Below are 18,324 nucleotides of genomic sequence, written 5' to 3'. Positions count from 1 at the left end.
ACACCGATGAGCGGAGCAAAGATGGGCAAGAGGATGCTGTTGGGAGGGGGCGCCGCTGTTGTGTGCGTGCTGGCCGTCGTCATGCTGCTGACCAGAAAGGACTCGACGGCGCACGCCACTGCGGCGTGGCCGGTGACCAAGGTCGCGCTGGCCACCGTCACCTCGCGTGAGGCGCCCCGCCAGACCTTCGCCGCCGGCGAGCTGGAAGCCGCCCACCAGGTGCAGGTGGCCGCGGAAACCACCGGGCGCATCACGCGCATCGCCTTCGAGTCGGGGCAAAGGGTCAAGGCCGGGCAACTGCTGGTGCAGCTCAACGATGCCCCCGAGCAGGCCGACCGGGTGCGCCTGAGCGCACAGCTGCGCAATGCCCGCACCCTGCATCAGCGCATCGGCAAGCTGCGCACCGCCAATGTCACTACCCAGGAGCAACTCGACAACGCCACCGCCGCCGTGCAGATGGCCGAGGGCGAACTGCAGCAGGTCGATGCACGGATTGCGCAGAAGGCGATCCGGGCCCCCTTTGCCGGCAAGCTGGGCATCCGCCGCGTACATCAAGGCCAGTACCTGAATGCCGGTGACGCCGTGGCCAGCCTGGTGGACGCCACGCAACTGCGGGTGAACTTCTCGCTGGCCGAGCATGCCGCCCCGGGCTTGCAGGTGGGGCAGACCGCCGCCCTGGCGGTGGATGCACTGCCGCAAAAGACCTTTGCGGCGCGCATCAACGCCATCGACCCGATGGTGGGCAAGGCGCGCGCAGTGTGGGTGCAGGCCACCCTGGCCAACCCGGACGGGCAGTTGCAGGCCGGCATGTACGCCAGCGTGCAGCTCGCGGCGGCGCAGCCGACCCGGGTGATGGCCGTGCCGGAAACCGCCATCACCTATACCGCCTACGGCCAGACCGTGTTCATTGCCAACCACGACCCGGAACGCGGCCTGAGCGTGCACCGCGTGCAGGTGACCACCGGCGAGCGCTGGAAGGGCCAGGTGGAAGTCACCTCCGGGCTCAAGGCGGGCGACCGCGTGGTGGTCTCGGGCCAGCTCAAGCTCAGTGACGGCATGCAGGTGGAGCAGGTGGCCAATGACACGCTGCACAACGCCGACGGGGGCGACGCCTCATGAGGTTCACCGACAGTTTTGTGCGTCGCCCGGTGCTGGCCCTGGTGGTCAGCAGCCTGATCGTGCTGGCCGGCCTGTTCGCCCTGGGCAAGCTGCCCATCCGCCAGTATCCGTTGCTGGAAACCGCCACCATTACCGTCAGCACCGAATACCCGGGTGCATCGGCCGAACTGATGCAGGGCTTCGTGACCCAGCCGATCACCCAGGCGGTGTCGTCGGTGGAAGGCATCGACTACCTGTCTTCGTCGTCGGTGCAGGGCCGCAGCCTGGTGACCCTGCGCATGGAACTGAACCGCGACTCGACCCAGGCGCTGAGCGAGACCATGGCCAAGGTCAACCAGGTGCGCTACCGCCTGCCGGACAAGGCCTACGACCCGGTGGTCGAGCTGTCGGCCGGGGATTCCACCGCCGTGGCCTATGTGGGCTTTGCCAGCGACACGCTGTCGATTCCCGAACTCAGCGACTACCTGTCGCGGGTGGTCGAGCCGCAGCTTTCCGGCATCGACGGCGTGGCCAAGATCCAGACCTTCGGTGGCCAGACCCTGGCCATGCGCCTGTGGCTGGACAGCGAACGCATGGCCGGGCGCGGCGTGACCGCCGCCGAGGTGGCCGATGCCGTGCGCAGCAACAACTACCAGGCCACGCCCGGGCAGGTACGCGGCCAGTTCGTGCTGGCCGACATACGCATCGATACCGACCTGACCAGTGTCGAGGCCTTTCGCGACCTGGTGATTCGCAATGACGGCACGGCGCTGGTGCGCCTGCGCGATGTGGGCACGGTCGAACTGGGCGCCGCGGCCACCCAGACCAGCGCCACCATGGATGGCCGCCCGGCGGTGCACCTAGGCCTGTTCCCGACGCCTGCGGGCAACCCGCTGGTGATCGTCGACGGCATTCGCAAGCTGCTGCCGCAGATCCAGCAGACCCTGCCGCCAGGGGTCAACGTGGCGCTGGCCTACGAGACTGCACGCTTTATCGAGGCCTCGATCCAGGAAGTGCTGCACACGCTGGTCGAGGCGATCGTGATCGTGGTGCTGGTGATCTGGTTGTGCCTGGGCTCGTTGCGCAGCGTGGCCATCCCGGTGCTGGCGATCCCGCTGTCGATGCTCGGCGCGGCCGGGCTGATGCTGGCGTTCGGCTTCAGCCTCAACCTGCTGACCCTGCTGGCGATGGTGCTGGCCATCGGGCTGGTGGTGGACGACGCGATCGTGGTGGTGGAGAACGTGCACCGCCATATCGAGGAGGGCCAGACGCCGGTGGCCGCCGCGCTGGTCGGTGCCCGCGAGATCGCCGGGCCGGTGATCGCCATGACCCTCACGCTGGCCGCCGTGTATGCCCCTATCGGCCTGATCGGCGGGCTCACCGGCACGCTGTTTCGCGAGTTCGCCCTGACCCTGGCCGGGGCGGTGATCGTCTCGGGGGTGGTGGCCCTGACCCTGTCGCCGGTGATGAGCTCGCTGCTGCTCAAGCCCGGCCAGCAGGAGGGGCGCATGGCCAGGCTTGCCGAGAAGGTGTTCGGCGGGCTGGCCAGCGCCTACGGGCGGGCACTGGCGCACTCGCTGTCGCGTCGCTGGGTCAGCGGTGGCGTCGCCTTGCTGGTGTGCCTGAGCCTGCCGTGGCTGTACCTGCAGCCGCAACGCGAGCTGGCGCCACCCGAAGACCAGGCCGCGGTGCTCACTGCCATCAAGTCGCCGCAGTACGCCAGCCTCGACTATGCCGAGCGCTTCGCCAGCAAGCTCGACCAGGTGATGCACAGCCTGCCGGAAACCACTGACACCTGGATCATCAACGGCACCGACGGGCCGGCCAGCAGCTTCGGCGGTATCAACCTCAGCCTGTGGCAGGCCCGCGAGCGCTCGGCCGATCAGGTCCAGGCCGACCTGCAGCAGGCCGTGAGCGAAGTGGAGGGCAGCAGCATCTTTGCCTTCCAGGTGGCCTCGCTGCCAGGCTCCAGCGGTGGCTTGCCGGTGCAGATGGTGCTGCGCAGCGCGCAGGACTACCCGGTGCTGTACCAGACCATGGAAACCCTCAAGCAGCGTGCCCGCGACAGCGGCCTGTTCGCGGTGGTGGACAGCGACCTGGACTACAACAACCCGGTGGTCAAGGTGACGGTCGACCGCGCCAAGGCCGCCAGCCTGGGCATCGGCATGCAGGCCCTCGGCGACTCCCTGGCCGTGCTGGTGGGCGAGCAGTACATCAACCGCTTCGCGCTGTATGGCCGCTCGTATGACGTGATCCCGCAGAGCACCCAGGATCAGCGCCTGACGCCCCAGGCCCTCGAGCGCCAGTATGTGCGCAGCGAAGCGGGGCAACTGGTGCCGTTGTCTGCCGTGGTGCGGCTGCAGATGACGGTCGAGCCCAACCGGCTGCTGCAGTTCGACCAGCAGAATGCGAGCACGCTGCAGGCCATCCCGGCACCGGGGGTTTCCCAGGGGCAGGCGGTGGCGTTTCTGCAGCAACTGGCCAGCGAACTGCCGCCGGAGTTCAGCCATGACTGGCAGTCCGAGTCGCGCCAGTACGTGCAGGAAGGCAATGCGCTGGTGCTGGCGTTTCTCGCCGCGATGGTGGTCATCTACCTGGTGCTCGCGGCCCAGTACGAAAGCCTGGTGGACCCGCTGATCATCCTGGTCACCGTGCCGCTGTCGATCTGCGGCGCACTGCTGCCGCTCGCACTGGGCTGGGCCACCCTCAATATCTACACGCAGATCGGGCTGGTGACCCTGATCGGGCTGATCAGCAAGCACGGCATTCTGATGGTGGAGTTCGCCAACGAGATCCAGCTGCGCGAGAACCTCGACCGTGCCGGGGCGATCATCCGCGCCGCGCAGATTCGCCTGCGCCCGGTACTGATGACCACCGCCGCGATGACCTTCGGCGTGATGCCGCTGCTGTTCGCCAGCGGCGCCGGTGCCAACAGCCGTTTCGGCCTGGGTGTGGTCATTGTCTGCGGCATGTTGATAGGCACGCTGTTCACCTTGTTCGTGCTGCCCACGGTGTATGCCTGGCTGGCCCGTGACCATCGCGTGCACAGCCCGCGCAAGCAGCAACTGGAGGAGGCCGAGCAGGGCCTTGCGCTTGGGCACAGGGAGGCAAGGCCATGAAGGGGTTCAGCCGTTATCCGCTGTTGCTGGGCGCCGTGGCGTTGCAGGCCGCCTGTAGCGTCGGGCCGCAATATCACGCCCCCGAGGTGGCGCCCATTCATGTGGTCAGCCCGCAGGCGCAGGCCTTCGCTGCGACGCCGGTGCAGCCGACGTCAGCCTGGTGGACCTTTTTCGACGACCCGCAGCTGGAACGCCTGATCGCAACCGCCCTGGCCCACAACCACGCCATCGAGCAGGCGCATGCCAGCCTGCTGCTGGCCCGTGCCCATGTGGATGAACAGGCGCTGGAGCGCCTGCCGACGGTGACCAGCAGCGCGAGCTACCAGCGCAGCCTGGCGCAGCAGGCCAGGCAGGGGCAGCCGCCGGCCCGCAGCCTGTCCGAATCGTGGCGGGCGGGGCTGGACCTGCAGTGGGAGCTTGACCTGTTCGGCCGCCTCGATCACCTGGAGCGCGCCGCCCAATCCCGTTCGCAGGCCTCCGCGGCCGACCTGGAGCAGGTGCAGTTGAGCATCGCGGCCCAGGTGGCCCAGGCCTACTTCGAGGCCCAGGGGCTACGCCAGCAAGGGCTGCTGGCCGAAGAGGCGGTGCGCAGCTGGCAGGAGACCGTGCAGTTGACCCAGGCGCAGTTGCACGCCGGCGCCGGCCTGCCCGAAGCGCTGGAGAGCGCGCAGAGCAACCTGCTGCTGGCGCAATCGACTGTGGCGCCACTGCGCAGCCAGCTGCAGCGGCGCCTGTACCGGCTGCAGGTGCTCACAGGCCAGCGCCCCGGCAGCTTCGCCATCGCGCTGGGGGACATGCCGCCGATGCCATTGGCGCGCCAGCTGCCACTGGGGGATGTGGATCAGCTGATCCGCAACCGGCCCGATGTGGTCCAGGCCGAACGGCTGCTGGCTGCCCGTGTGCAGGATGTGGGCGCTGCCACTGCCGACCTGTACCCACGTTTGAACCTGGGTGGGTTCATCGGCTTCTTTGCCTTGCGTGACGGCGACCTGGGCAGTGCGGCGCGGGCGTTCGAGCTGACGCCCGGCCTGACCTGGCCAGCGTTCGACCTGGGCTCGGTGCGGGCGCGCCTGCGCGGTACCCAGGCGCTGGCCCAGGGTGAGGCAGCGCACTTCGAGCAGGTGCTGCTGGTGGCGGTGGAAGAGGTAGAGGGCGCAGTCACGCAGTTGGCCGAGCACCAGCGCCACCTGCTCGGCCTGGTGCAGGCGGCGCGGCATGGCGAGGCGGCGTTCGCCATCGCCCAGCAGCGCTATGGCGCAGGTTCGGGCAGCTACCTGGCGGTCAAGGACAGCCAGCGCGACCTGTTGCGTCTGCGCCAGGACATCGCGCGGGCACAGGCCGCCTCCTATGGCAACGCCGTGGACCTGTACAAGGCCCTGGCCTGGCGCGCGCCTTCCGGCAGGACGCTTAGCGCAAACACCCTGAACAACTGATGAGGACCGCTTCGTGGATACTGCAACTTCACTGCTGATGTTTCAGATGGTACTGGCCGCAGGGTTCACCCTGTGGTTGAGCATCGCCCTGGTCAACAACCTGCAGGCCTTTGCCAGTTCGGCGGCGGCCGTCGGGGGCACGCTGTCGATGGCGCCCCTGCGCCAGGCACCGGCGATCGACCTGCCCCTGTGCTCGCGGGCCATTCACTCGCCCGCTGTGCACAGGGCGGCATTGATGGTCGTCGTGCTGCTGCAGGCGGGGGCGGTGCTGGCCGCCTGGGCGGGCTGCTACCACCTGCTGCTGGGCAGCGGCCTGGACGCAGCCCGGCCCTGGTTGAACCTGGCGCTTAGCGCAGCCCTGGGCTTTCTTTTCGCCATGCTGCTCGGGGGGCTGTGGTTCGGCTACTGGATACGCCAGGAGGGCCTGCAGCTCACTCACCTGGCGCTGGTGGTGTGGGTGGTGCTGAACTTCATGGTGTTCAACCTGCAGTGGGCCTAGTGCGCCGCTGTCACCCCAATCGGGCCACCCTCGCGTGGCCTTGATGCCCTATGGTTTGGCCAGCAGCCCGCGCAGCAGCAGTTCCAGTGCGCCGGTGCTGCGCGCCAGTCGCGCATCGCCGTCATCACCCTGGGCGATCCACACCGCAGCCTCGGCCAGGCTGCCGTAGACCAGCGAGGCCAGGGCCTGCGGGTCGGCCTCGGCCACCACGCCTTGTTCGATCAACCGTTCCAGCAGTGCCTGGATCGACGCGATGCAATGGCGTTGCGCGTCCGTCGAGGTGCCCCCCAGCACGGCTGGGGCATCGCGCAGCACGATGCGCTGGTAATCCGGCTCCAGCGCCATTTCCAGATAGGCCCGGCACCGCTGGCGAAAGCCTTCCCAGGGCGTCTGGGCAGTGTCGGAGAGCGCCTGCAGGCGTGCATCCAGCTCGGCGTCGATCGACGCCACCACGGCCGCCAGCAGCCCCTGCTTGTCGCCGAAGTGGTGATACAACGCGCCGCGGGTCAGCCCGGCCTGGGCGGTCAGGTCATCCATCGAGGTATCGGCATAGCCGCGTTCGCTGAACACGCTGCGGGCGGTGGCGAGCAAGGTGGCGCGGGTTTCTTCCATTTCGGCACGGGTGCGGCGAGCCATGGGCATGTCTCCTTACATACGGTGCGTATGATTATTTACATTCGGTGCGTATGAATATACGCTTTTTATACATACATGCCGTATGTAACTTGTCGCGCTGCCGTGTCAGCGGCCAATTCACCGCCCTGGAGCATCAGATGGCCAACCCTTATCGAGACCTTTTTGCCGCGCCGGGCGCCCTGGGCTTTGCCTTGGCCGGGCTGCTGGCGCGTACCGCACTGCCGATGACAGGCATCGGCATCATCACCTTGCTGTCGCAATTGCGTGGCAGCTACGCACTGGCCGGGGCAGTGGCGGCGGTCTTCGTGCTGAGCTATGCGCTGTTGTCGCCACAGGTATCGCGCCTGGTGGATCGCCTCGGGCAACGCCGCGTGTTGCCTGCGGCCACCGCCATCAGCCTCCTCGGCCTGCTGCTGGTGCTGGCCAGCACCTGGCAACGGGCTGGCGACTGGGCGCTGTTCATCGGGGCGATGCTGGCAGGGTGCATGCCGAGCGTGTCGGCAATGGTGCGCGCGCGCTGGACGGCCCTGTACCGTGGCCAGCCGCAGTTGCATGCGGCGTATTCGCTGGAGACGGTGTTCGATGAGGTCAGCTTCATTGCCGGGCCGCCGCTGTCGGTGGGCCTGGCGGTGGTGGTAATGCCCCAGGCGGGCCTGCTTGCGGCCGCACTGTTGCTGGTGCTGGGTGTGTTCGCACTGGTCATCCAGCGCAGTACCGAGCCGCCGATCCAGCCCCGGGAAGCTGCCGGGGATCGTTCGGGCTCGGTGATCCGCCTGGCCAACGTGCGCCTGCTGACCCTGCTGATGGTGGCGTTGGGCATGATCGTCGGCACCGTGGATATCGTCAGCGTGGCCTTTGCCGAGCAACGCGGCCAGCCGGCGGCGGCCAGCCTGGTGCTGTCGGCCTATGCCGTGGGGTCGTGCGTGGCGGGGCTGCTGTTCGGTGCGTTCAAGCTGCAGGTGCCCTTGCCGCGCCTGCTGTTGCTGGGTGGGCTGGCAACCGCTGCCACGACCCTGCCGCTGTTGCTGGTCGCCAGCCTGCCGGGCCTGGGTGTGGCGGTGCTGGTGGCGGGGCTGTTCTTTGCGCCGACCTTGATCGTGGCCATGACCCTGGTCGAGCGGCTGGTGCCCGAACATCGTCTGACCGAGGGCATGACCTGGCTGCTGGCCGGCTTGAACATCGGTGTGGCCGTGGGGGCGGCGGTATCGGGGCAGGTGGTGGATGGCAGCGGCGCCCGGGCCGGCTTCGGTGTGGCGCTGGTGGCCGGTGCCCTGGTGCTGCTGGTGGCTGTGTGGGCCCACCGGCGCCTGGTTGCACGGGCGGCGCCGCAGCCCGCCTGAATCAGCTGGCTACATGGCGCCAGTGCCAGGGCTCATACACGTAGCCTGCGCCATTGTCGCGTGGGTACGACAGCTCGAAGCCATAGGTCGCTGCGTTGCGGGTCAACCATCTGAATGCCGGTGTCGCTTCGAATTCGGGCTCCAGGTCGGTGCAGCCGGGGGTGCCTATGTCGACGGCACGCCCGGTGTGATGCTCGCTGAAGAACGGCGGGGCCGAGACCGCAAGGATCTGCTCGATGCTCTGCCCCTTTTCCAGCTTGCGCTGGATGATGCTCTTCTGCCGTTCGACGCTTCTGAAGGCCGACACCAGGTAAAGCGCCACGCCCTCGGCACCGGCAGCCGCTTTCAACTGGCGCCAGGCCTGAGCGGCCACGGCGATCAGTTCGTGCTTTCGGTTGTCCTGGCCGGTCTCGGCCCACTGCAGCAGGCTGGCTTCGACGAACTCCTGCAGATGGCGCTCGATCACTGCGTTCAACGGTATGCCGAGCTGTTCGAGCATCTGCAATGCGGCGGGGGAGTAGGGCATGGGGCTGACCTGGGCAGTGGGTATCAATCCAGCCTAGCAGTGAAGACGTGGTGCGATGGGGCGTGGTCCGTTCAAACAGGTTCGCCTTGCCGATGCGTTACTGGCCCTTGCACTGGGCCAGTACCACCTGGCAGGTCCTGGGCGTGCCACCGGAGCGGCTGGCGTAGCGCATGCAGTTGTCCATGGATTTCTTGCGGGCCTGGCCCAGGGTCGAGCCCCAGGCCAGGCCGCCTTCGCCAGCGCTGGGCACCGCCTTTGCGTAGCAGTTGGAACCCTGGGCGGCATAGCGATTGGCGGCCGTCTTGCCGGCGCAGCCGCCGGTCAGCAGCAGGGCGAATGCAAGCAGGCAGGGCAGGCCCCATGACAAGCGGCCAGACACTGTTTTTGCGTTCATCCCGGTTCCCCTGTGCAACGGTCAAGCGACGTGAAAAAGGGGGGTGTTCCGATGGAATACCCGTGGCAGGCGCGGCTGGCCATCGGGTGGTGGGCGGTGCGTTCCTGGCCGGGGAAATCCGGCCGGGAACGGCGCGCTAGAGCCGTTCGAGTCAGTCGACTCGGCGAGCATACCTCACGGGCGCGAGGTTTTCACGGTCAGCACTTCGGTGTACACCACGTCGACCGTCTGGCCGACCTTGAGGTTCTTCATGCGCGCCTGCAGTTCGGGGTCCTCGACCTTCACCACCTTCACCTTGCCCTGGGGCGGCAGCAGGGTCACTTCATGGGCGTCGAGGTCGATGGCGGTGATCTTGGAGGTGACGCGCACCTGGCGGAAAGCTTCGCCGCCCGGGTTGGGGTTGTCCTTGGTGGCGCGCACGGTGCCGGCCTCGTCGGTGACCTTCGGCGCGCCGCCCTCACTGGTGTTGAGCACATAGGCCACGGCACGGGTCACCGTGATGTCGACCTTGTCGCCCACCTTCAGGTTGTGCAGGTCCTTGGCCTGTTTGGTCAGCTGGATAGGCACCTGGCTGTTGTTCGGGCCTTCGATCGTGACCCGGAAGTTGCCCGGGTCCACGGCCAGCACCTGGGTGCTGATGTGGTCTTGCAGCGCTTCGCTGCCCAGCGGCAGTTCGGCGGCGTGGGCCGCAAAGCTGGCAGTGGTCATGAGTGAGGCGAGGGCAACGGCGTGGGCGAGGGAGCGAATCGATTTCATAAGCCTGCATTCCATGTAATGGCTGAATGAGCGGAACAACGCATGACGCAACGTGCGTGGATCACGTGCAAAGCATAGCCACTGATTGCGGATATGCCCGTTAGACGCCGCCCTGCGACGGCACCTGGCCACGCATCGCGGCCTCGATGAATGGCGCCTTGCCGGCCAGGTACTCGCCGATACCGTCACGATTGGTCGCTTCAAGCTCAAGCTTCAACGCCTGGTAGCGCTGGCGAAGGTCGTCATCGCTGCGCAGCAGGTCGCGAAAGCGCAGCATCCAGGCAATCTGTGGGTGGCCCTGGGCACACACGTGCACCTTGTGGGTACGGATACCGTCGACATCACGACGGTAGAAGTGGTGGCCCGGCGACAGGTCGGAGCCGCGCACGTACCCCAGAGCCTGCATGTGGGCGTGGCGTGCTGCGGTTTCCCGATGCGCCTGAACCACCACCAGCACGTCGATCTCCGGCTTGGCGGCAAGGCCGGGTACGCCCGTGCTGCCCACATGATGGATGTCGATCAGTTCACTGCCAAAACCCTGGGCGATGCCTGCCCTGGCGGCCAGGTAGCGCTCGGGCCATTGGTTGTCGTAGGGGCGGATCTGACTGGTCAGCTTCATTGCGGTGTTTCCCTGGGAGTCATATTGGCCAGTCGCTTACCCGTGCGTTCCAGCGCTCACGGTGGCGTTCGCGCCAGCCGCGGCTGCCGGAATCGAGCCAGGCGAGGGTGGCCTGCACACTGTCCTGGCTGATGATGAAGCTGTCGATATGGTTGACGATGGTCTCTTCGGCCACATGCAGCAGGGCCATGTAGTCGTTGAAGCTTTCGGCCAGCACCACGTATTCGTCGCCTTGCTGGCGGCGGCCGGTCCAGGCGGGCAGGGCGGCGACCATCGCGGCCACCTGCTGGCGCCCCTCGCGCAGGTCCAGCAGCAACAGGCTGGCGCCGCCGTCACGCCCGATCGGCAGCAGGCCGTGGGCAGGGTAGCCAGGGCGCTGGCGTGCGCGTTCCAGCTCGTAGGGGTTCGACTCCCATTCGCCGTCCAGGTCCAGCCCGTACAGCGAGAAGCTCATCAGCTCCCGTTCGCCGCTGGCCAGGGTGACCGCCACGTCGTACTCGAGGTAGGCGCCGTTGCAGGTCGTGAGAAATTCACGGTAGTCAGCCGGCAGGGGCGCGCCAAGGCTGGCCTCCAGCTGTGCAAGCGCAGCGTCGCTGGCGCCTTGCCGGGTGTCTTCGAGCATCAGCCCGCGGTAATCGGTCATCGAGGTGGCTCGCTGTACAGGGGCGGCAGATGATGCCGCGCATGGGCGCCGCAGGCAAACGGCGCGGGTGGGGCCGCACCGTTTGCGGCATTACGCGGCCGGGGTGCCTTGATGAAAGGTCATCTGCCAATGGCCATCGAGCCTGCGCCATACCGAGCTGCGCAGCGACGCGGTGTCGCTGTGGCAGGTATAGGTCACCAGCGCAACGTCCGGCGCCAGGGGGCGTACCTGAAAATCGCTGATCGTGCGCACCCTGAATGCCTGGACGGGCAGGCTGGAGAGCACATCCGCCTTGTGCCAGGCCTTGCCGCTGGCGCCAATCTCCATGAAGTCATCGGCCAGCAGCGTCGACAGCAAGGCCGTGTTGCTGCGTACGTCCTGCTGCAGCAGGCGTTGCTCCAGGTAGTGCAGGGTGGCTTCCAGCTCGCCAGCGGGTTGCGTTGCGGGGCTGGCGTCGCCGCGGCGCTTGCGCCATTCATCCTGCGTCAGCTCCCAGGTTTCCTGGGGCATCGGCCCACTGACGAAATTGCCGGGCTGCACGTGCAGCAGGTGCATGCCCTCGCGCAGCGATATGCGCCGTGACGCCAGGTTGCTCACGGCCTTGGGCACCTGCAGGGTCGGGCGATTCAAGGTGTCGAACCAGAAGCGGTTGATCACCTCGCACACCTCGCGCATGTAGCCCTTGCCTTGCCACTGCGGCGCCAGCCAGAAACCGCGGTGGTTACCGGGGGTATCGTGCAGCGACACGCTGCCGATGCACTGCAGCGGGTTCTGCACCAGGCGGATCATCCAGTGCCATTCCTCGCCACGCGCCATGGCGGGCAGCGCCAGGTCGCGCACATACGTCAGTGCGCCGTCGTCCGGGTACGGCCAAGGCACGCGGCTGTCGAGATAACGCACCACCTCCCACTGCGGGAACAGTTGCTGGATCGCCGCAGCGTCGCTCAATTGCAGGGGCGTGAGCTGCAGGCGCGCGGTGGTGAAGGTAGGGATGCGGTTCATCTTGGCCTCGAAGCGGTAATGCATGGGGTGGGCGAGGGTGGGCAAGGTGTCGGCACCGAGGGTAAACCAAACCCATGCGCCAAGGCGATTGGATCGCGCAGGCCGGCACGCTGTAGCATGTGCGCCACGTTGGGCGCGACGCGCAAGGGGCGCGCCCTCACCACGCAATGACCATGGGGGGCGCATGAGCGACAACCAACCCTGCCGCGCCTGCGGCAACGTGATCCTGGCAAGCACCGCAGCGCGCACCGGCGGGTTGTGCATGCCCTGCAAGGGCGGCTACCGGGAGAACATCGAGAACGGCAAGCGCTACGCCCAGGAGCGCAAGCAGTACCTGGCCAGCCCGCAGGCGCTGTACTGGTCTGCGCTGGTCGACCGGGTGTTCCGCACGCCCCAGGGCTTTGCCGGGCTGGCACTGGCCGAGCAGCACTATTACGCGGTCAACGTGCTGCAGGGCGAGGTGTACAACGGCGGTTTCGACCAGTACTTCGGCAACTCCTCGGGCGATCACTACGCCAGCGCGTGCGCGGGGTTGCGCGAGCTCGGCGCGTTGCAGACCCTCGCGCTGCTGGAGGAGGCCAAGGGCCTGTTGTTCGGCGCCCAGGCAGTGCCTGCCGAGCAGGGCGAGCGTCAGTTGCGCATGCCCACCTATGCCGATGAGCCCGACCTGGCCTGCGAGGCCGCGCTGGATGCACTGGATACTCGCTTCTACCTCGACCCCGACCAGCTGGAGGAGCGCCTGGTGGCGTATGCGCGGCAACAGCAGCTGTTTGCCGCCGATTAGGTTTCGGGGTCCTGTTCTGCCAGGGGCGCGCGGTGTCAGTCGTTGCGGGCCTGCACGGTATCCAGTACCAGCTCCATGCCCTGGGACATCAGCGCGCTGCCCGCGCGCAGCGGTTCGGGTGGCCCAATCGGCTTGAAGCCCAGCGCGGTGTACAGGTGCATGGCAGGGCTGTCCTGAATCGTGACCCCCAGCCGTACCCGCTGCATGTCGTGGCGGCGGGCCCAGTCCAGCGCTGCCCGCAGCAGTGCCCGTCCGGCGCCGCGCCCGCGGCGGGCCGGGTCGACCCACATCTGGAATATCTCGGCAATGCCGGGCCCTGCACCGGCCAGCTTGCACCACACTAGCCCACAGGGCGCTTCGCCCTCCAGCGCAACAAACGCACGGCCCTGGCCGGAGCTTGCCGCCGCCTGCAAGCGCGCCGACCAGTCTTCATCGGTGCGCGTAGCCTCCGAGCCGTAGGTGCTGCCGAACGCATCCGGCGAGTCCTGCAGTGACTGCAGGCGCAGATCGCGGTACAGCGGCCAGTGCGAGGGTTCGAGTGCTGTTGTGGCGATCATGCTGCTGTTCACCTTATCCATTGGTACTGCCTCAAGGCGTGTGCAGGGGGTCGCCAGCGGCTGCGGTGCGGTCCACCACGCGAATACTGTCACGTCCACCGCGCTTGGAGGCGTAGAGCGCGCTGTCGCTTTGTTCGATCAGGGCAGTGAGGCTGCCCGGCGGCTGGTCGAACAGGTTGGCGCCGATGCTCAGGGTCACCGGCGCAGGCGTGGGGAACAGCTGCGCGGCGGCCTGCCGAAACTGCTCGCGCAAGGCACCGCCCAGCGCCAGGATACGTTCGGTGGGGGCGTTGTTGAGCAGAATCACGAACTCATCGCCACCCAGTCGCGCCGCCAGGGCGCCGGTGGGCAGCACCGCGCGGATCATCTCGCTCAGGTCGACCAGCAGGCGGTCACCGGCGCTATGCCCGAACAGGTCGTTGACCAGCTTGAAGTTGTCGATATCGATCAGCAGCAACGCTCCGGGCCGCGTGGCCGACACGTCTTCGAGCAGGCGCGGCGCACGGACTTCCAGGGCGCGGCGGTTGTACAGGGCCGTCAGCGGGTCACGGGCGGCCAGGCGGGCGATGCGTTTTTCTCGCCGGTAGCGCTCGGTGCCGGTCATCGACAGCGCAATCAGCATGATTGCCATGGCGCCTTCCACCAGCGAGATCTGGATGATCTGGCCGCGGAACGCCGCCAGGTCGATCAGCGTGCCGGGCACCACCGCCGTGATCGCCTTGGCCACGTAGAACAGGCCGTGCATCAGCAGCACGTAGCGCAGTTGCACCGCCCCCACGCTCAGCGACTTGCCATGCGGGCGCAGCAGTGCACTGGCCTTGAGCGCCAGCAGCGCCACCAGCAGCGAGTTGACCAGCAGCATCAGCTTGGACCATTGCGGCTCCTCGGGTACCACCAGCAGCGCGAGCCATACCACGAAGACCAGGTACCAGCCCCGCGACAGCTGGGTTTGCGTGAAACGCCCGACACCCAGCAGGAACAGCCAGTGCGCCGTCACCAGCAGGCCATTGGCGAACCAGATACCGATCAGCAGCAGGCCGCTGCTGCGCAGCAGCGCGAGGGTACAGCCCACGGTGATGGTGGCGAACCCGGCGCTCCAGAACAGCAGCGAGGGTTCACGCACGCTGCGCCACTCGATCGCCAGGTACAGCGCGGCGGCCGCGGCGAGGGCGATCGTGATGGTGAGCATCGTGGGTGGGTCTAGCGCCATGGCGAGCGGGCCTGCATGAAGTGCACGGAAAGCGGCGATTGTAAGCGTTTGAATCGGTTTTTCGCAGTGCTTGCGCGAAGCGTTTCAGCCGGCTGTCGCAAACCTGGGCCAGCCTGTCGCTGGCAGTGCAAAAGACCCTATCGACCCTGTGGCCAATGGTCCTCGATTGCGTACCACGGCGCCTTCGAAGCCACCTCCACATGGCGCTGCCTGTCGAACGTCAGGGGTGAGTCCAGGGTGCCCAGCGCAATCGAGATCCAGTCGGCATGGTCCCCCTGTGAGCGCGACCAGAACAGCGATGAACCGCAGTCGCCACAGAACTGGCGCGCCACCGACTCGGACGATGCGTACGACTTGAGCCGCTCGCCTCCCTGCAGCAGTTGCAGGTCGTCGCGCCTGACGCTGGCGTAGCTGGCGAACGCCGCCCCGTGGCCCTTGCGGCACTGGCTGCAATGGCAGTGCGAAACCGCCTTGAGGGGCGCGCTGAGCTGATAACGGATGGCGCCGCACAGGCAGCTGCCCTGGTACTGGTGTGTCATGGAAGGTCCAACCCGGTTGCTCGCAATACAGGGCCGACAGTCTAAGCTGATCCCTTGCCCGTCATGCAACACACCCTTTTGCCACCCTGCACCGAGGCCCCGCCCTATGCCGTTGTTTCGCCCTCCCTACGCCAGCGCCCTGGCGCTCTGCCTGTCCTTCGCCTGTACCGGCGCCATCGCTTCCCCCGCCCAGGACCTGCTGGAAAAAGCCAAGGCCGAGCAGTCGAGCTACCTGGATACCCTCAAAACCCTGGTATCGGTGGACACCGGTACCGGCACCCAGCAAGGCCTCACCGACATCGGCGCATTGCTGGTCAAGCGCCTGGAGGCCCTGGGCGCCACGGTGCAGACCAGCGCCGCCACGCCCTCGGTGGGCAACAACATCGTCGGCACCTTCAAGGGCAGCGGCAGCAAGCGCTTCATGCTGATGGTGCATTACGACACCGTGTTCGGCCCCGGCACCGCCGCCAGGCGCCCGTTTCGCATCGAGGGCGAGCGTGCCTATGGCCCCGGGGTGGCCGACGCGAAGGGCGGGGTGGCGATGATCCTGCATGCGATCAAGCTGCTGCAGGATGTGCGCTTCAACGACTACGCCACCCTGACCGTGCTGTTCAACCCCGATGAAGAAATGGGCTCGCTCGGCTCCCGGCAGATCATTGCCGAGCTTGCGCGCAAGCATGACTACGTCTTCTCCTACGAGCCCCCGAACAAGGACGCGGTGACGGTGGCCACCAACGGCATCAACCAGCTGCTGCTGGAAGTGCGCGGTCGCTCGGCACACGCCGGCTCCGCCCCTGAAGACGGGCGCAACGCCTTGACCGAGCTGGCGCACCAGGTGGTGCAGCTCAAGGACCTGGGCGACCCGGCCAAAGGCACCACGGTCAACTGGACCCTGGCCAAGGCCGGCGAGAAAGCCAACATCATCCCGGCGCTGGCCACCGCCGAAGCCGACATGCGCTATGCCGACCTGTCCGAAAGCGACCGCGTGCTGGCCGACGCGCAACGTATCAGCCAGGCCCGGCTCATCGCCGACACGCAGGTCACGCTGACCCTGCGCAAGGGGCGCCCGCCGCTGGCCAGAAATGAAGGCTCCGCCGCCCTGGCCAGCACTGCCCAGCAGTTGTATGGCCAGATCGATCGCAGCCTGGAACCCATCGCCATGCGTTTTGGCACCGACGCCGGCTATGCCTATGTGCCCGGCAGCGCCACGCCGGCGGTGCTCGAAACCATGGGCGTGGTCGGGGCCGGGTTGCACGCCGACGATGAATACATCGAACTGTCCAGCATCGCGCCGCGCCTGTACCTGACGGTGGCGATGATCCGGCACCTCTCGCAGTAGGCTGCACCGCGCCCTCCCGGCACCCGGGAGGGCGGGCGGCTTCAGCTGTGGTTGATGTCGCGGTCCTTGGTCTCGGGCAGGAAGAAGGTACCCAGGATGGCGGTCATCACCGCGATCACGATCGGGTACCACAGCCCGTAGTAGATATCCCCCGTGGCCGCGACCATGGCGAACGCCACCGTGGGCAGGAAGCCGCCGAACCAGCCGTTGCCGATATGGTAGGGCAGCGACATCGAGGTGTAGCGGATACGCGCCGGGAAAAGCTCCACCAGCCACGCGGCGATCGGCCCGTAGACCATGGTCACGTAGATCACCAGGATGGTCAGCAGCAACAGCACCATGGGGTAGTTGGTCTTGTTCGGGTCGGCCTTTTCCGGGTAGCCGGCGTCCTTCAGGGCCGCGCCCAGGGTGGCGGCGAAGGCATCGTTCTGCGTCTTGAAGTCGGCGGCCGGCAGGCGGCTGCCGTCGAAGCTGGGCACCACCGTGCTGCCGATGCGCACCTGCGCCACGCTGCCGGGCTCGGCCTTTTCGTTCACGTAGGGGATCGCGCGCTTGGCCAGCACGCTCTTGGCCACGTCGCACGAACTGGTGAAGCGCGCCTTGCCCACCGGGTCGAACTGGAACGAACACTGCGCCGGGTCGGCGACCACCGTCACCGGGTTGCGTGCCTGGGCACTGAACACGTCGGGGTTGCCGTACTGGGTCAGCGCATGAAAGATCGGGAAGTAGGTCAGCGCCGCCAGGATGCAGCCGGCCATGATGATGCCCTTGCGCCCGATGCGGTCGGACAGGCTGCCGAAGATGACGAAGAACGGCGTGCCGATCAGCAGCGAACCGGCAATCAGCAGGTTGGCGGTCTGCGGGTCGATCTTGAGCGTCTGCAACAGAAAGAACAGCGCATAGAACTGCCCGGTGTACCACACCACCGCCTGGCCGGCGGTACCGCCGAGCAGCGACATGATCACCACCTTGAGGTTGTCCCAGCGTGCGAACGACTCGGTCAGCGGTGCCTTGGATGCCTTGCCTTCGGCCTTCATCCGGTTGAATACCGGCGACTCGCTCAGTTGCAGGCGGATGTACACCGACACGATCAGCAGCAGAATCGACAGCAGGAATGGTATGCGCCAGCCCCACGCCTCGAACGCCTCGGTGCCCAGCACGGTACGGCACGCCAGAATCACCAGCAGCGACAGGAACAGCCCCAGCGTGGCGGTGGTCTGGATCCACGAGGTGAAGAAGCCGCGCTTGCCGGGCGGTGCGTGCTCGGCCACGTAGGTGGCGGCGCCGCCGTATTCACCGCCCAGCGCCAGGCCTTGCAGCAGGCGCAGGGTGATCAGGATCACCGGGGCCGCCACGCCGATGCTCGAGTAGCTGGGCAACAGGCCCACCACCGCGGTGGACACGCCCATGATCACGATGGTGATGAGGAAGGTGTGCTTGCGCCCGATCATGTCGCCCAGGCGGCCGAACACAATGGCGCCGAACGGCCTTACCGCAAACCCGGCGGCGAAGGCGAGCAGGGCGAAGATGAAGGCAGTGGTTTCGTTGACCCCGGCAAAGAAGTGCTTGGCGATGATCGCCGCCAGGGAGCCATACAGATAGAAGTCGTACCACTCGAACACGGTGCCCAGGGACGAGGCAAAGATGACCTTGCGTTCCTCTTTGGTGATCCCGCGCCTGGGCGCACTGCCTGTGGAAGTGCTGTCGATTGTCGCCATGAGTTTTCTCCGGATTGTTGTTGTAGGCCGGAACACCCACTGCCACTTCACCCAAGCCCTGGGGCTGATGTCATCGGACTACGCAATGCGCACAGACACCTCGCAGCGCTGC

Annotated in this window: 18 protein-coding genes and 1 pseudogene; 7 read left to right on the top strand and 12 right to left on the bottom strand. The window is 67.0% G+C overall.

Annotated features, from left to right (window positions below; all coding sequences use genetic code 11):
- Positions 1-21: 21 nt before the first annotated feature.
- From FW760_RS04820 to FW760_RS04805, 4 genes are read left to right on the top strand one after another with little or no spacing between them, the layout of a single operon-like run.
- Entirely contained in the window at positions 22-1,119 is a 1,098-nt protein-coding gene (locus tag FW760_RS04820) for an efflux RND transporter periplasmic adaptor subunit (protein WP_116054300.1), read from the top strand.
- A complete protein-coding gene (locus FW760_RS04815) occupies positions 1,116-4,217 on the top strand; it encodes a MexW/MexI family multidrug efflux RND transporter permease subunit (protein WP_043861391.1) in 3,102 nt (1,033 codons plus the stop codon). Before FW760_RS04820 ends, FW760_RS04815 begins: the two co-directional genes overlap by 4 nt.
- Positions 4,214-5,650, top strand: a complete 1,437-nt coding sequence (locus FW760_RS04810; RefSeq protein WP_116054297.1) for an efflux transporter outer membrane subunit — start codon at positions 4,214-4,216, stop codon at positions 5,648-5,650. The genes FW760_RS04815 and FW760_RS04810 overlap by 4 nt, the downstream gene beginning before the upstream one ends.
- Positions 5,651-5,663: 13 nt before the next feature.
- Positions 5,664-6,149 (top strand): DUF2165 family protein, encoded by a 486-nt coding sequence (locus FW760_RS04805; protein ID WP_054914620.1) that lies wholly within the window; start codon positions 5,664-5,666, stop codon positions 6,147-6,149.
- A gap of 48 nt (positions 6,150-6,197) precedes the next feature.
- Here the strand turns inward: FW760_RS04805 and FW760_RS04800 are convergent, their stop codons facing one another.
- Positions 6,198-6,785 carry a TetR/AcrR family transcriptional regulator gene (locus FW760_RS04800; protein ID WP_116054294.1) on the bottom strand — a complete coding sequence of 196 codons (588 nt, stop codon included), beginning with the start codon at positions 6,783-6,785 and terminating at the stop codon, positions 6,198-6,200.
- 137 nt (positions 6,786-6,922) lie between these two features.
- Between FW760_RS04800 and FW760_RS04795 the strand changes: the two genes are divergently transcribed.
- The gene (locus FW760_RS04795; RefSeq protein ID WP_116054291.1) at positions 6,923-8,125 is read left to right on the top strand and encodes an MFS transporter; all 1,203 of its coding nucleotides are present in this window, start codon (positions 6,923-6,925) and stop codon (positions 8,123-8,125) included.
- A 1-nt stretch (position 8,126) separates the two neighbouring features.
- Here FW760_RS04795 and FW760_RS04790 read toward each other — a convergent pair whose 3' ends face one another.
- The 7 genes and pseudogenes from FW760_RS04790 to FW760_RS04760 all read right to left on the bottom strand — a co-directional run.
- Entirely contained in the window at positions 8,127-8,651 is a 525-nt protein-coding gene (locus FW760_RS04790; protein WP_116054289.1) for a M15 family metallopeptidase, read from the bottom strand.
- Positions 8,652-8,748: 97 nt separating this feature from the next.
- Entirely contained in the window at positions 8,749-9,045 is a 297-nt protein-coding gene (locus FW760_RS04785) for a hypothetical protein (RefSeq protein ID WP_058540102.1), read from the bottom strand.
- 174 nt (positions 9,046-9,219) lie between these two features.
- A complete protein-coding gene (locus FW760_RS04780; protein ID WP_058540103.1) occupies positions 9,220-9,801 on the bottom strand; it encodes a hypothetical protein in 582 nt (193 codons plus the stop codon).
- 100 nt (positions 9,802-9,901) lie between these two features.
- Positions 9,902-10,420, bottom strand: coding sequence for a GrpB family protein (locus FW760_RS04775; RefSeq protein ID WP_054914616.1), 519 nt, complete (start codon positions 10,418-10,420; stop codon positions 9,902-9,904).
- 19 nt (positions 10,421-10,439) lie between these two features.
- Complete coding sequence (locus tag FW760_RS04770) at positions 10,440-11,063, bottom strand: SMI1/KNR4 family protein (protein WP_446443663.1); 624 nt, start codon at positions 11,061-11,063, stop codon at positions 10,440-10,442.
- Between the two features lie 90 nt (positions 11,064-11,153).
- Positions 11,154-11,453 carry a nuclear transport factor 2 family protein gene (locus tag FW760_RS04765; RefSeq protein ID WP_255001320.1) on the bottom strand — a complete coding sequence of 100 codons (300 nt, stop codon included), beginning with the start codon at positions 11,451-11,453 and terminating at the stop codon, positions 11,154-11,156.
- 69 nt (positions 11,454-11,522) lie between these two features.
- Positions 11,523-12,065, bottom strand: a pseudogene (locus tag FW760_RS04760) (GNAT family N-acetyltransferase); the annotation flags it as partial.
- A gap of 184 nt (positions 12,066-12,249) precedes the next feature.
- Here FW760_RS04760 and FW760_RS04755 point away from each other — a divergent pair.
- The gene (locus FW760_RS04755; RefSeq protein WP_123752557.1) at positions 12,250-12,849 is read left to right on the top strand and encodes a DMP19 family protein; all 600 of its coding nucleotides are present in this window, start codon (positions 12,250-12,252) and stop codon (positions 12,847-12,849) included.
- Between the two features lie 35 nt (positions 12,850-12,884).
- On the opposite strand, the gene FW760_RS04750 is transcribed toward FW760_RS04755, so the two are convergent.
- From FW760_RS04750 to FW760_RS04740, 3 genes are all read right to left on the bottom strand, one after another.
- Positions 12,885-13,406 (bottom strand): GNAT family N-acetyltransferase, encoded by a 522-nt coding sequence (locus tag FW760_RS04750; RefSeq protein ID WP_446443662.1) that lies wholly within the window; start codon positions 13,404-13,406, stop codon positions 12,885-12,887.
- A gap of 31 nt (positions 13,407-13,437) precedes the next feature.
- Positions 13,438-14,616 carry a GGDEF domain-containing protein gene (locus tag FW760_RS04745; RefSeq protein ID WP_177346322.1) on the bottom strand — a complete coding sequence of 393 codons (1,179 nt, stop codon included), beginning with the start codon at positions 14,614-14,616 and terminating at the stop codon, positions 13,438-13,440.
- Positions 14,617-14,753: 137 nt separating this feature from the next.
- Positions 14,754-15,155: a GFA family protein gene (locus FW760_RS04740; RefSeq protein ID WP_058540106.1), complete on the bottom strand. Its 402-nt coding sequence runs from the start codon at positions 15,153-15,155 to the stop codon at positions 14,754-14,756.
- A 106-nt stretch (positions 15,156-15,261) separates the two neighbouring features.
- Between FW760_RS04740 and FW760_RS04735 the strand changes: the two genes are divergently transcribed.
- Entirely contained in the window at positions 15,262-16,494 is a 1,233-nt protein-coding gene (locus FW760_RS04735; RefSeq protein ID WP_078480332.1) for a M20/M25/M40 family metallo-hydrolase, read from the top strand.
- Between the two features lie 41 nt (positions 16,495-16,535).
- Here FW760_RS04735 and FW760_RS04730 read toward each other — a convergent pair whose 3' ends face one another.
- Entirely contained in the window at positions 16,536-18,212 is a 1,677-nt protein-coding gene (locus tag FW760_RS04730; RefSeq protein WP_043861376.1) for an MFS transporter, read from the bottom strand.
- Between the last annotated feature and the right edge of the window lie 112 nt (positions 18,213-18,324).

Source organism: Pseudomonas sp. 1176_21 (assembly GCF_052850635.1).
The sequence above is the reverse complement of the archived record's forward strand: the minus strand, read 5'-3'. Positions and strand labels throughout refer to the sequence as shown.